12 protein-coding genes and 2 tRNA genes are annotated in these 13738 nt (G+C 61.0%); 8 read left to right on the forward strand and 6 right to left on the reverse strand.

Features of this window, described 5'->3' with window-relative positions; genetic code table 11:
• Positions 1-237 precede the first annotated feature (237 nt).
• Positions 238-912, forward strand: a complete 675-nt coding sequence (locus AC5XE7_RS12175; protein WP_183829067.1) for an alpha/beta hydrolase — start codon at positions 238-240, stop codon at positions 910-912.
• Here AC5XE7_RS12175 and AC5XE7_RS12180 read toward each other — a convergent pair.
• Positions 904-2031 (reverse strand): anhydro-N-acetylmuramic acid kinase, encoded by a 1128-nt coding sequence (locus AC5XE7_RS12180; RefSeq protein WP_495366233.1) that lies wholly within the window; start codon positions 2029-2031, stop codon positions 904-906. The two genes, AC5XE7_RS12175 and AC5XE7_RS12180, sit on opposite strands and share 9 nt — an antisense overlap.
• Before the next feature lie 102 nt (positions 2032-2133).
• On the opposite strand from AC5XE7_RS12180, the gene tyrS reads away from it, so the two are divergent.
• Positions 2134-3387 (forward strand): tyrosine--tRNA ligase, encoded by a 1254-nt coding sequence (gene tyrS, locus AC5XE7_RS12185; protein ID WP_495366234.1) that lies wholly within the window; start codon positions 2134-2136, stop codon positions 3385-3387.
• 249 nt (positions 3388-3636) lie between these two features.
• A complete protein-coding gene (locus AC5XE7_RS12190; protein ID WP_287948535.1) occupies positions 3637-4077 on the forward strand; it encodes a glyoxalase superfamily protein in 441 nt (146 codons plus the stop codon).
• Between the two features lie 56 nt (positions 4078-4133).
• Here AC5XE7_RS12190 and AC5XE7_RS12195 read toward each other — a convergent pair whose 3' ends face one another.
• Positions 4134-7532, reverse strand: a complete 3399-nt coding sequence (locus tag AC5XE7_RS12195; RefSeq protein ID WP_495366235.1) for a hypothetical protein — start codon at positions 7530-7532, stop codon at positions 4134-4136.
• 154 nt (positions 7533-7686) lie between these two features.
• Between AC5XE7_RS12195 and bcp the strand changes: the two genes are divergently transcribed.
• The 3 genes from bcp to AC5XE7_RS12210 all read left to right on the forward strand — a co-directional run bounded on the left by bcp (position 7687) and on the right by AC5XE7_RS12210 (position 10212).
• A complete protein-coding gene (gene bcp, locus AC5XE7_RS12200; protein WP_183829050.1) occupies positions 7687-8169 on the forward strand; it encodes a thioredoxin-dependent thiol peroxidase in 483 nt (160 codons plus the stop codon).
• Positions 8170-8450: 281 nt separating this feature from the next.
• Positions 8451-9785 (forward strand): M23 family metallopeptidase, encoded by a 1335-nt coding sequence (locus AC5XE7_RS12205; RefSeq protein WP_495366299.1) that lies wholly within the window; start codon positions 8451-8453, stop codon positions 9783-9785.
• Between the two features lie 151 nt (positions 9786-9936).
• Positions 9937-10212, forward strand: coding sequence for a hypothetical protein (locus tag AC5XE7_RS12210; protein WP_495366236.1), 276 nt, complete (start codon positions 9937-9939; stop codon positions 10210-10212).
• Positions 10213-10294: 82 nt separating this feature from the next.
• On the opposite strand, the gene AC5XE7_RS12215 is transcribed toward AC5XE7_RS12210, so the two are convergent.
• Both AC5XE7_RS12215 and AC5XE7_RS12220 read right to left on the reverse strand, forming a co-directional pair.
• Entirely contained in the window at positions 10295-10771 is a 477-nt protein-coding gene (locus AC5XE7_RS12215) for a nucleoside deaminase (protein WP_495366237.1), read from the reverse strand.
• 257 nt (positions 10772-11028) lie between these two features.
• Positions 11029-11104, reverse strand: a tRNA-Val gene (locus AC5XE7_RS12220).
• Positions 11105-11317: 213 nt separating this feature from the next.
• Between AC5XE7_RS12220 and AC5XE7_RS12225 the strand changes: the two genes are divergently transcribed.
• Both AC5XE7_RS12225 and AC5XE7_RS12230 read left to right on the forward strand, forming a co-directional pair.
• Positions 11318-11394: transfer RNA gene (locus AC5XE7_RS12225), tRNA-Asp, on the forward strand.
• A gap of 304 nt (positions 11395-11698) precedes the next feature.
• Positions 11699-12265 (forward strand): SH3 domain-containing protein, encoded by a 567-nt coding sequence (locus tag AC5XE7_RS12230; protein ID WP_495366238.1) that lies wholly within the window; start codon positions 11699-11701, stop codon positions 12263-12265.
• A 292-nt stretch (positions 12266-12557) separates the two neighbouring features.
• On the opposite strand, the gene AC5XE7_RS12235 is transcribed toward AC5XE7_RS12230, so the two are convergent.
• Both AC5XE7_RS12235 and hupB read right to left on the reverse strand, forming a co-directional pair.
• A complete protein-coding gene (locus AC5XE7_RS12235) occupies positions 12558-13226 on the reverse strand; it encodes an epoxyqueuosine reductase QueH (RefSeq protein WP_495366239.1) in 669 nt (222 codons plus the stop codon).
• Between the two features lie 222 nt (positions 13227-13448).
• Positions 13449-13721 carry a DNA-binding protein HupB gene (gene hupB / locus AC5XE7_RS12240; protein WP_183829038.1) on the reverse strand — a complete coding sequence of 91 codons (273 nt, stop codon included), beginning with the start codon at positions 13719-13721 and terminating at the stop codon, positions 13449-13451.
• Positions 13722-13738: the final 17 nt, after the last annotated feature.

Consider the following 13738-nt stretch of genomic DNA (forward strand, 5'->3'; position numbering starts at 1 on the left):
CCCTGCCCAATTCTCCCTGCATGAAGGCTCACGCCAGGCTCTGGCGTTATTTCCTTGAAATCATGAGGCCAGCCGTCCTATCTACGCATTCGCGGCGTGGGTGGGCTGACCACTCAGTTTTGAACAATTCTAATCTAGCTTCTAAGAAGGTCATCGCCCTACGTCAAGGTCGAATCTTGTGGGAAGCGTTCAAGAAATGTTCTGGCACCGCCGGTTGGTTTTCAGTCGGAGTTCTTAATGCCTGAGGTCATATTTACGGGTCCCGCCGGTCGGCTGGAAGGTCGCTATCAGCCGTCGAAGGAAAAGAGCGCGCCCATCGCGATCATCCTTCACCCGCACCCGCAGTTTGGCGGGACGATGAACAACAAGATCGTCTACGACCTCTTCTACATGTTCCAGAAGCGCGGCTTCACCACGCTGCGGTTCAATTTCCGCGGCATCGGCCGCAGCCAGGGCGAATTCGACCATGGCGTGGGCGAACTGTCGGATGCGGCCGCCGCGCTGGACTGGGTTCAGTCGCTGCATCCCGATTCCAAGAGCTGCTGGGTTGCGGGCTATTCGTTCGGTGCGTGGATCGGCATGCAGTTGCTGATGCGCCGCCCGGAAATCGAGGGCTTCATGTCCATCGCGCCGCAGCCCAACACCTACGATTTCTCGTTCCTCGCACCCTGCCCCTCGTCGGGGCTCATCATCCACGGCGACGCCGACAAGGTGGCGCCGCCGAAGGATGTTCAGGGACTGGTCGACAAGCTCCACACGCAAAAGGGCATCACCATCACGCAGAAGACCCTGCCGGGCGCCAATCATTTCTTCTCCAATGACGCCGAGCTGCTTCTCGAAGAGTGTGCCGACTATCTCGACCGCCGTCTCGCAGGCGAGCTGTCCGATCCGCGCCCCAAGCGCCTAAGGTAACGGCTTTACCATTACCCCGCCGCTCACCGGCTTTTCGCACCCCGTCGTGGTCGGAAAGGTGAGCGGCAACCCGTTCCGCGACCGCACCGCCAGATAGGCCCACGCTTCCGCCTCGGTGGCGTCGCCGTCGAAACCGGCCTGCTCGGCGGAAATCACTTCGGAGCCGGCGACTTTTGCTCCAGTCTTCAGGTCGTGCATGATGTGCGGGTTCTTGCGACCGCCGCCGCAGACGATCCACAGCTTCGGCTTTTCCGGCAGGTGCTCCGCCGATTTCAGGATCGCGGCTGCCGAGACTGCCGCCAGCGTGCGCGTCCCGTCCGCCACATTCAGCTCCTCGGCTTCAGCTAGCGTGAAATCGCTGCGGTCGAGCGACTTCGGCCCGCCCTGCGCAAAGAACGGTTTTGCCAGATAGCGGGCGACAACCTCCCGGACCGTGGTGCCCTTGCCGGCGATCGCGCCATCGGCATCGAAAGGCACGCCCGCCTCTCGCGCCACCCACTGGTCGATCAGCCCGTTGCCCGGCCCCGTGTCGAACGCGATCGGTTCGCCATGTTCCGGCACATAGCTGATGTTAGAAATGCCGCCGATATTGACCAGCACCACCGGGAACCGCGCAAGCCCGGACGGCAGCGAACGTGCCAGCGCGGCATGATAGGCCGGCACCAGCGGCGCGCCCTGCCCGCCATGGCGCATGTCTTCGGCGCGCATGTCGAACACCACCGGCAGACCGGTCAGGTCGGCCAGCATCTGCCCGTCGCCGAGCTGAACGGTGAGCGCCTGCTGCGGCCGGTGCAGGACCGTCTGCCCGTGAAAGCCGATGAGTTCGGGCTTTCCCCATGAGCCTGCCGCACCGGCGAGAAATGCAGCCACCGCATCGGCATGGCGGCGGGTTATCTCCTGCTCAAGCGCTGCAAGGCTGCCCGGCCGCTCCACCCGCTGTCCGATCTGCTTTGCCTCTTCCAGCCCCGCCACGATGCGCGCGCGGAATGCGGCGTCATAAGGCACGAAAGAACCGGGACCCTGTTCGACGATATCGACGCCATCGGTCCGCAGCAGAGCGAGATCGATACCGTCCATCGAGGTGCCGCTCATCAGGCCGAGTGCGCAGATTGTCGCCATTTGGCTCGCCGTCCTTGTGATTCCATGTCAACGGATGCTAAACGCGCGCGGTCACACTTGCCACGCCGGTGCCAGTTTGCCGGTGCTTTCGGGAAAAGAAAAATGACCGCCTTCAAATCCGACTTCCTGCGCATCATGAGTGAACGCGGCTTCATCCACCAGATTTCGGATGAATCCGGCCTCGACGAGCTGTTCGCGAAGGAGACGGTATCGGCTTATATCGGCTTCGATCCGACTGCGCCGAGCCTTCACGCGGGCGGTCTGATCCAGATTATGATGCTGCACTGGATGCAGAAGACCGGTCATCGTCCTGTGGCCCTGATGGGTGGCGGCACCGGCATGGTCGGCGATCCCTCGTTCAAGGACGAGGCGCGCAAGCTGATGACGCCGCAGACCATTCAGGAAAACATGGATGGTATCAAAAAGGTGTTTTCCAACTACCTGACCTTTGGCGAGGGCCCGCGCGATGCGCTCATGGTCAACAATGCCGACTGGTTGCTGCCGCTGAACTATCTGGAATTCCTGCGCGATGTGGGGCGGCACTTCTCGGTCAACCGCATGCTGTCCTTCGATTCCGTGAAGCTGCGACTCGATCGCGACCAGTCGCTGTCGTTCCTCGAATTCAACTACATGATCCTGCAGGCCTACGACTATGTGGAGCTGAACAAGCGCTATGGCATACGCCTGCAGATGGGCGGCTCTGACCAGTGGGGCAACATCGTCAACGGCATCGATCTCGGCCACCGCATGGGTACGCCGCAGCTCTACGCGCTGACCACGCCGCTGCTCACCACCGCTTCGGGCGCCAAGATGGGCAAGTCGCTCGGCGGCGCCATCTGGCTCAACCCGGACATGCTGAGCCCGTATGATTTCTGGCAGTACTGGCGCAACACCGAGGATGCCGACGTCGAGCGCTTCCTGAAGCTCTACACCACGATGCCGCTCGATGAGGTCGCGAAGCTGGCGGCACTGGGCGGTGCCGAGATCAACGAAGCGAAGAAGATCCTCGCCACCGAGATCACGGCTCTGCTGCATGGCCGCAAGGCTGCCGAAGAGGCCGCGGAAACGGCGCGCAAAACCTTCGAGGAAGGCGCACTGGCGCAGACCCTGCCCACCGTCGAGGTGGAGGGCGCAGCACTTGAGGCCGGCATCGGCATCCTGTCGCTGCTGGTCAGTGCCGGTCTGGCATCGTCCAACGGCGAGGCCCGCCGGCACATTCAGGGCGGCGCCGTCCGTCTCAACGACCAGCCCGTGGCCGATGACAAGCTCGTCGTGACGGCTCAGGATCTGAATCCGGAAAATGTCGCAAAGCTTTCTCTCGGCAAGAAAAAACACCTTCTGGTTCGTCCGGCCTGACCGGACCGGCCAGATTCCTTTTTCCGGATGGGTGCGACGCGCAGCACCCGTCCGGCCGCGTCGCCCTTGACTTGTCGCCGAAGAGAGCCCATCTGGAGCATCGGTTGCTGGCGCCTGCCGCCCGCGGATCGCGTGATCCATGGTGAAGCCCAGCCTTATCGATGACCCTTCGGTTGTTTTCTCCCAGGGCGCATCATGGCAATGCGGGCTCCCATGCAGGAAGTCGCCTCCATTTCGGAGAGACCCGACATGTCTTTATCCCTCGACACCCCATCTTCACAATCGCTGAAGACCGAGGCCAGAAACCTTCGTGAGCATCACGCCCGGTCCGGCCAACCCATGACCCACAGCGCTGCTCTTGAAGCGGTAGCCCGCTCCCATGGCTACCGGGACTGGAACACCGCGCGTGCGGTTCTGCCGGAACGCACGGCCGTGCCCTTTCAGATCGGCATGCGTGTGCGTGGCTTCTATCTCGAACAACCCTTTTCAGGGGTTCTGATCGGCGCGCAGCTTGTTTCCGGCATGCGGCGCCTGAAAGTCACGGTGCTGTTCGACGAGCCGGTGAACGTCACGCCCAACCTCATGTTCGCCGCTTTGCGCCAGCGTGTTACCGCCACTGTGGACGAGCGCGGTGTTTCGCCGGCCCTGCGCGGCAATGGCCAGCCGCAGATGCGGTTGATGGCGGAGTAAGCGCGGCACTGCCCTGCCTGCTAAACAATGGCAGGCAGGGCAGCCTCGTTCAGGCTCTATCTGTATTCAAAGATCGAGCGAAAGATTCCCGGTGCGATGACCGAAAGCGGATTGATTTCGAGTTCCGGCTTTTTCACTTTTCCGCGCAGCCTGTAGGTGACGCCGATCAGACCCCGGTCGCGGCCATTGCCCAGAATCGCGCCGACCAGAGGCAATTCGCCGAAAATGCGATTGAAACCATAGGCCGGCATGAAAGTGCCGGTCATGTCCATATTGTCGTTCTGATCGTAGAGGATGCCCTGGAAAGTGGTGCCGATCAGCGGTCCGCGCAACACGCCATTGGCGAGCTTCACATAGCCGGTGCCAGTCTCCACCTCCGTGAAACCGCGCTCGAACTGAACGCGGGAAGTGTCCATGTCACCGCGTACAGCCTGATTGAGGCTGCGGCTGTCGCCCTTTGGCGTGGTGGATACGATCGAGGCGAGCTTCGGCTCGTTGACCACCAGAAAATCGCGCGCATCGATCTTGCCGCGCAGCGGGCCATCAACGCCACCTTGCAGGGCAATGGAAATGCCGCCACCCTGAACGTTCCGGTACACATCGAGAAAACGCAGCACGGCTCCCGCATTGGCGGATCGCATCGTCATGGTGCGCTGGTTGCCGCTTGTGCCGGCCTCGGCTGTCACCGTGGCGCCATCGCCGGTCATCGCGCTTGCCTTGAGCGCGTTGATACGCGAGCCGGTCGCGTCGTAGTTCAGCCTGAAGCCGCCGAGCACCTCGCCATGGAAGCCGCTCAGCCGCGCCACGTTGGCGGTCAGGGAAATCGCGTCGCGATTCGTCCCCTTCTTGCCCGAACCGGCGGGCTCGGCGGTAAACTGCCTGATCACCGAGCGGGCATCGAGAACAGCGCCTGACACATCCACCTTGTAGCCAGACCCGTTGCGGCGAATCGAAACGGCGACATCGTCATCACGGTTCAGCCGTACCTTATCGAAGGTCGCGGAAGACAGTGCGCCGCCTGCAAGCTGCACCTCTCCGCGCAGGGAGAAGCTTTTTCCGTCCAGACTGATATTGGAAAGCCTGGTGTTGGTGCCTTCGGTCTTCATCAAAAGGGAAAGCCGGGCAGGGATGCCCGCTCCCTTGCTCCAGCCTACCCATGGGATCGTCAGCTTTGTCGACGTCAGATCGGTGGTAAGGGCGCGCAAGCCGTCGGGCCTGTTCTCCAGCCCAACCTTCATCGTGCCGCTGAGGAGCCCGGCAAGTCCGGGCATCATCTTCTCGCGCAGCTTGTCATCCAGTATCAGAGCGACCTTGCGGCTGCGGGCATCACTCTCCCCCGGTTTCAGGGGCTCCACCAGACTGATTTCCGCCGGGATGCCGTTCAGGGTGGCGTTAGCGGTAATGGTGGCCTTATCCGGGTCCACCACGATCGAGCCGTTGGCGCCCGACACGTTCTGGCCGTCGAATTCGCGCTGAAGCCCCAGATCCGTGTAGTCGAGCGCAACCAGCCAATGCAGTTTGCTGACATCGGCGCCAGACTGAAGGGGGATATCGGCCTTCACATTGCCGGTCACATGGCCGGAAAAATCCTCCGGCTTCATGCCCACATAGCGCATGGCGCTGATCGGCTCGTAGGAGGCAAGCTCGACAATCGCGTCGGCCTCGCCCTCGACATCGATGTCCAGCTTGCCGATCACCGGGCGCTTCTCGGCGTCGTCGACCGTCAGCGTGCCGTTGCTTGCCGCAGCAATGCGCCCGCTTGGCATGTAGACGGTTCCGGAATCGAGCGAGATGCGCACTTTCGTGCCCTCGAACTCGATCCGCCCCACCGCATCGCGCACCGGCGGGATATGCCCGGCCGTATCGAAACGCGTGTTTTCGACATCGAACCGGCCAAACACCTCCTTAGGTCCCGGAGGCAAACCGGAGCCAAGACGTCCCGGCGGCAAATCGTAGTGCAGGCTGGCTTCCTTCACCCGCCCGCCGAAGAGATTCTTCAGCACCCACTGGCGGGCACTTCCGGCCGCCATCCATGGCCACAGCTGCTTGGCATGGGAGACGGGCATATCGTGAACCGTCAGCGCCAGAAACACGCCCGGCACCTTGCCCTCGGCAAACTGGACCGCCCCCATGCCGACGGCATCCCCACCCGCGCCCGAGCGAACAGCGATGGTATCGGCAACGAGCCTGCGGCTCTCCACGTCGTAAGTGCCGGCAATCCGGGTCAGGAATTTCAGCGCCGGCTCCGACGAATCATCCGGAGAAAGGCTCGATCCGTCGCTGACGAAATCATAACGGTAGGCAGGCTTGTCCTCCGGCGACGCGCCAACCGGCCGGGGTCCGATCGAGCCCTCAAAGGCGAAGCTCGACTGGCCGGTGTTAAGCTGCAACCGGCTGACATCGATCTTGTTCGAGCCGTTTTCCAGAACGGCTTCGATGGCAAGGTCTCCAGCCACCAGCCCGTTTTTTCCCAGATCCAGTGCCGAGCCCTGAAGTTTCAGCACCGCGTTCAGCCGCGACTGATTTTCTCCGGCGCCTTCAGCTCCGGTCAGCCGAAGCGTTCCCGAACCAACTTCATGGCCTGCGCCCGGCCAGAAAAGCTCACGCCGGTCTCCGGCTATCTCGATGGTGGCGTCGAGATCGGTGATGCGCCGCGTTCCGGCTTCCTGCGCCGCAGTTCCAGCCACTGTGATGGCCCGGCCATCGATCGAGGCCGATGTGGAAAGCTCCATGCGATCGGCCCCCGCCTGCCGGACCACGGCATCGGCGATCTTCACGGATCCCAAACCACTTGCCTCAGGCAGCGCCACCTCGACATTGATCAGCCTGATGCTGCGCACGGAATCGAGCCTGACGGCATCCAGCGCCTCGCGAACCCCGTCAAAGACAGCGGCAATGACCTTGTCGGGATCGATCAGCCCCTGCCCGTCTCGCAGCGAGGACGCCCAGTCTCCCCCGGCTGAAGGCAGCGCCGCAAGGTCGATGCGCGCATCGGACAGTCTGGCGCTGGTCAGGCGAACCTCGCCCGTCACCAGCGGCAAGGCCCGCATACCGAACCGGACACTGCCCGCCTGAAGCATGGGCCTGCCATCTTCGCTCAGGAGGCTGAGGTCACGGACCTGAAGGGCAAGGAAGCTGGATCCGTCCAGCGTGACGCCTGCCGGGCCGCTCTCGACCTTCACATCGGTCTCGGCCAGCCGGCGAATGGCAGCCTCAGCCTCCTGCTGGAGGCGCGCTGTTCCGACACCCGACGCACCGATGCCATAGACCGCCACACACAGCAGCACCGCGAGAATGGCGACGGATGCAAGAAAACGCTTCAGCCAGCGCGCACGCCGCCGCAATGACGCGCGTCCAAGCGGCGGGGCGCAGCCGGCAGAAGGCAGGGCGCCGAGATCCACGATCTCCGTGCGCCGAAACCTGATCTTCTCATGTTGCGGAAGTTGCTTATCCACACCAATGCCCGGTTGGAAGCTCAGACCACAAAGCCGTCTTCGGGTTTTGCTTGCCGCATCCTATGCTCTTGCCATCATCTGTGCTCAAACGCGAATCCCGGCAGAAGCTTATATTGCTGAGCCCCACCGCGTAACCTCAAACAAGGGCATAGCTATGACAGCCACAAGGGAAATCGAACTTCAGATCGGCGACACGGCCCCACTGTTCGAACTGCCGGGCGACGGCGGCGCCACGCTGCGGCTGGCCGATTTCGCCGGCAAACCGGTGATCGTCTATTTTTATCCAAAGGACGACACCAGCGGCTGCACCAGCGAAGCCATCGCCTTTTCGCAGCTCAAACCCGAATTCGACAAGGCTGGCGCGACAGTCATCGGCATTTCTCCCGACAGTGCTGCCAAACATGACAAATTCAAAGCCAAACACGATCTGACCGTCTCGCTTGCCGCCGATGAGGAACGCAGGATCGTGGAAGCTTATGGGGTCTGGGTGGAGAAGCAGATGTACGGGCGCAGCTACATGGGCGTCGAACGCTCGACATTTCTGATCGGTCCTGACGGACGCATCGCGCAGATCTGGCGAAATGTAAGGGTGAAAGGCCATGCCGAAGCCGTTCTTGAGGCAACCCGCGCTTTGTAGCGGGAACCTTTCCTCCGCAAGAGACGTTGAGACCGCAACAAGCCAAGGAGGACTATATGCGAAGCGTGCTGTTGTGGGCGATTGGAGTTCCGATCCCGATCATCATACTGTGGTGGATATTCGGGTAAGCTTTTTACGACTGCCTCCCCGTCAATGGCCCGCTGTTTCGACAGCGGGCTTTTTTCATTTCGCAAGGCCATCCTGCCCTTCGCCATCAAGAGGCAAAGCTTTGTTAACCCTAACACCGCATAAATCGGAGGTGGGAATGGTTAACGGGGCGTATCGTGACCGCAGTTCAGTCATCGGTATTTGGCAAGCGCAGGGAGCCGCACACGGTGATCATCGCCCGGGGCGATGAGATCCGGCATTTTACCGTGCGGCCATGGATCGCGGCGCTGGCCGGGTCCCTGGCCATTGCACTGTCGATCGGCTATCTGGGCGCCACATCCTATCTGGTATTGCGCGACAACATCATCAGCGCCGCCACAGCGCGACAGGCGCGGGTGCAGCAAGCCTATGAGGATCGCATCTCTGCGCTTCGCGCGCAGGTGGATCGCATAACCAGCCGGCAGCTGCTGGACCAGCAGCTCATGGAAACCAGGGTCACCGAACTGATCGAGCGTCAGAGCCGACTGAGCGATCGCCATGGCCGGCTGGGGCCGATCCTCGACCGTGCCGGCCGCGAGATCTCCGGACCGTTGCCGCTCAGCGCTCCCCTGCCCTCGCAGCGCAACAGCGCCGTTCCTGAAATCACCGGCTCGATCGAAAAACCTGAGAAGCCGGTCAGAGCCGCTGCTGTCGGGGCCAATCCCTTCGCAAACTGGACCACGCGTGGCGCGGATCCGGCGTCCATGCCGGTCATGACAGCCTATGCCTCGCCTGCACAGACTGGATCGCAAGCCGATCGTGCCGACGAGCTGTTCGTCACCATCAACCGCTCGCTCAAAGAGATCGAGGACGATCAGCTTGCCCACATCACGCAGCTGGCCGATGCGGCTTCATTGAGCGCCGATGCTATCTCCAACGCCCTCGAAACGGCAGGCCTGCCGGTCGATCTGGATCTTCCGGCCGACGGCATGGCCAGAACCGATGTCGGTGGGCCGCTGATTCCGGTCGACACGGCGAATCTTTTCGACTTGAGGCTCAGGGAACTCGATGAAGCCCTGCAAACGCTGAGCCACGTCAAGAGCGAGGTGCGACGGCTGCCTCTATCCAATCCCGCGCCCGGCCATGCCGTAACCAGCACGTTCGGTGTGCGCAGGGATCCGCTGATCGGTTCGGCTGCTTTCCATTCGGGCATGGATTTTCGAGCCCCCGTGGGAATGGAGGCCAGAGCATCCGCGGCGGGAACCGTGGTCAAAGCTGAATGGAGTGGCGGCTATGGGCGCATGGTCGAGATCGACCATGGTCAGGGTTTCTCAACCCGTTACGCTCATCTCAGCCGAATCTCGGTGAGCGAAGGGCAGAAGGTTGAGGCTGGTGACATTGTCGGACGCACCGGGAACACCGGCCGGTCGACCGGCCCGCACCTCCACTATGAAGTCCGCCAGAACGGCACACCGCTCAATCCGCTGCGCTTCCTCAAGGCCGGTAAGGCAATCGAGAAATATCTGTAGCATTCGCGCATCGTTCGGCGGCCGGCATCAGCATGCGATTTCAGGCCGGCCGAAAGCGAACCGCATGCTGAACGCCTCCTGAATGGCGTTTACAGCGAAGGTTCAAACAGAGGCAGGCATCCTCCGGCATGTTCAAGAGGAGGAATGAACCATGACCATCAAAACCATCGCCAAAGCCGCCATTGCGTCCGTCTTACTTCTCGCTCCGGTCACCGGCGCCTATGCGTATTCAATCCACGTGCTCAACGGCGTTTACACGATCAAGTGCGAAAACGGCGTGACCTCGACCGGAACCACTTTGCAGGTTTCCCACGCGCAGGCGGCCTATTTTTGCAAGGTCCGGGGCAGCAGCATGACGACGAACAAGGGCGACGCTGCACCGAAGGCGCAGGCGGCTCCAAAGAAGCAGATTGCTCCCGGCCGCTGAGACGTTTGATTATCCGAAAATGAAGCCCCGGTTCCGGCCGGGGTTTTCGTTTTCCGTGACCGGCTGACCTGTTCAGGGCCGTCTACGATCGGTGAAATCTGACATGCAGGCTGTGTACGTCGTCTGCGAATTCCTCGACAGGCCCATCAACAGCCGTGCCCCTGATCACCTCGCCAATCGGCAGCGGGCGCACTCTCGATGCAGGAACGTTGAGCTCCGTCAGCCAGATGGTCAGCTGCTTTGAAGAGCAGGCATAGACGATCCTTCCCAGCCCAACCCATCCATGTGCCGCCGCGCACATCGGGCAGTGCTCACCGGATGTGTAGACGGTGGCAGCCGCTCTTTCATCAGGCGTCATGTTTTCCGCTGCCCAGCGGGCAATCGCGAATTCTGGATGCTGCGTGTGATCGCCGCCAGCCACGTGGTTGTGATCCTCGAACAGAACCACGCCATCCCGGGATACGAGAAGCGATCCGAAAGGCTCGTCGCCAGAAGAAAGCGCCTCGGCCGCCAGCTCAACGCAGCGCCTCAGATGCTTCCTGTCCACATCACTGATCATCGTCCGGCCCCTTTCCCGATATTACCAGCCGCATCAAAGCATCAGAGCTTCTCTGCCTTCAAGACGAGAGCATTCCCACAGGGGATGATTGCCCGTGCCGTTCCGCATCATAGGGCACAATCGAGGCCATGCCCTGCCCCAGTGCAACTGCAAGTGCATGTCATCCACCGGATTACCGGCGCGATATTGGCGCGTCTTCGCTGGTCCAATGAACCCGCAGAGCGCTTCGCGACAAAACCGAAAAATCCTGAAAGCTATGGTGGGCGATGACGGACTCGAACCGCCGACATCTTCGGTGTAAACGAAGCGCTCTACCAACTGAGCTAATCGCCCATAGCGGGGCGGAGCAATACGAAGTTCCGTTCTGCTTCGCAAGCCCCAACAGGCAATTCCCCCTCTCTGCCTGTGGTAAAACAGGGCCTGAACAGGCTTTCGGGAAAAACATTCGATCTTTTCACAGAACCGTCACCGGAGCGCTTGACACCTGTCAGGGAACCCCCTATTCAGCCGCCAACGACGAACACATCAACGGTGTCCGTCCGAAGCGCGGGTGTAGCTCAGTCGGTTAGAGTGCCGGCCTGTCACGCCGGAGGTCGCGGGTTCGAGCCCCGTCACTCGCGCCATTTTACAATGGCTTAGAAGCATATTGTTGAAGCAGAGCTTTGAATGCCGGATGGCAATTCAGAGTTTGATATTTTCCCCCTCTTAGTAGTTTTCTTTTAGGCATATCTGTCTCGTGGAAGCGAGCCGGTGGTCATCTCTATAAGCTGGCCGAGGTCCGTTTCCGCTTGGCTTGTATCCCTTCGAGAGCATCCAATTCCGATTCGCAGGCTGTCTGTTCTTCAATGCGCGGGCCATGAATCAGTTGACGCTCGACAGGCGAAGCAGATTCATATCTGGTGGCATGGCTTTTGGGGGGAACCGCCGATGAAATTTGCCAGAACCGGCCTTGCACTTGTCTCCATTATCATTGCATCCACCGCTCTTCCCGCACATGCCGTTGAGCAGCTGCTCGGGCGGACGCCTTCGTCCGAAACACCTTCATCCGGTGGCCACGATGTGCGCGGCACCGCGATGCATCCGCTTGTCATTCGCAAGGGACCGGGGAAATCCTTCACCCGGCTGGGCGAGTTTCCCAAAGGAAGCTCTCTCGTATTCCTGTCTCCTCCCGGATGCATCGACGGATACTGCTTTGTGCAGGGTCCGCGCGGCGTTCGCGGCTGGGTCCTTGCCGAAGCTGTCGCGCGGACGCCTGACAGCCGGGCCGGAAAAGGCACCCGAAGCGATATCATCGGATATGCGGTGTCACGCAATCCGCTCAATCTGAGGTCAGGTCCCAGCGAGTATGACAACAAGCTCGGTATTGTGCCCCGTGGCGAGACCATCCATCTGCTGAGGTCACCACCCTGTCGCAATGGCTACTGCTACGTTGAAACGCAGAACCGCAAGCGCGGATGGGTTCTGAGGTCGGCGATCTCCCTTCACGGCTACTGATCGCCGGAAGTGAAGGTCTCGAGGCAAGCAGAATATGCTGCTTGACTGGATAAGCGAACTCACAGGAATTCAGAGGCGGCACAGCGCATGGGTTATGCCTTGCGGCTCCCTGGGAGATATGCAGCCAACCGCCCCCTGCCGTCTCAGGTAGCCCGCTGCAAGGCTTTGGCGCAAGCGCACCCTCACAGGCTCGCCAGCAGCTCTCTCCAGATCACGACAACATCATCCGGCTCACGTCCCTGCAATGCTGCGTGACCGTTCCATGCCGTGACGGGGGTTACAAAGCCCGAACTCAGTCGTCCTTGCTTTCAGGCGCTTCGTGATAATAATTCTCGCCAAGCACGACCGGTGAGCGGCCCTGATTGCGGCGGTGAATGTTCGTGTCACGCAGAGAATAGACACAACCGCAATATTCCTGCTGATAGAATTCTTCGCGTTTGCTGATTTCGATCATGCGGGCGGCACCGCCACCCTTGCGCCAGTTGTATTCCCAATAAGACAGCCCCTCATAGGGAGCAGCGGCGCGCTTGCCGCAATCATTGATCTGGGCCATGTTTTTCCAGCGCGAAATGCCCAGCGAGCTGGTCATGATGGGAAAGCCATGCTCGTGAGCGTAGAGGGCCGTGCGCTCAAATCGCATATCGAAGCACATGGTGCAGCGGATTCCCCGCTCCGGCTCCCACTCCATGCCTTTGGCGCGGGCAAACCAGTTGTCCTTGTCGTAATCGGCATCCACGAATGGCACGCCATGCTTGTCGGCAAAGCGGATGTTCTCGTCCTTGCGCAGGAGATATTCACGCTCGGGGTGAATGTTGGGATTGTAGAAGAAGATCGTGTAGTCGATGCCGGAGGCGAGCATCGCTTCCATTACCTCACCGGAACAGGGCGCGCAGCATGAGTGCAGCAGCACCTTGCGGTGACCGTCGGGCGGGGTGAGAACAGGGCGGACCAGATCATTCATGATGCGCCAGATAGCAGCTTTTGCCGCCGAAATCCAAGCTTGCGGCAAATCAGTCCGGACACCTGCGGCCTCGCCACAATCCGACACCGGTCAATTGCCACAGCCCCCCTTGCACCTGCGTGGCAACACTGAGCCCAAACGGAAAAAACCCCGCCGATCAGTCGACGGGGTTTTAGCAAGTCCCGAACGAGGCATGCACTGCCCCGAGGAGATGGCTGCACCTTAGTTGACAGCGTCCTTGAGACCCTTGCCGGCAGTGAACTTCGGCACGGTGCGGGCGGGGATCTGAACTTCGGCGCCGGTCTGCGGGTTACGGCCGGTCGAAGCCGCGCGCTTGGACACAGAGAAGTTGCCGAAACCGACAAGCCGGACGTCGCCACCGTTCTTCAGTTCGCCGGTGATGACGGAGAAAACCGCATCAACCGCCGACTGTGCGTCAGCCTTGGAGAGTTTCGCAGCATCGGCGACAGCGGACACCAGTTCGTTCTTGTTCATAAACTTTCCCTTTCATG

The sequence above is a fragment of the Aquamicrobium sp. YD-1-mutant5 genome (assembly GCF_059509755.1).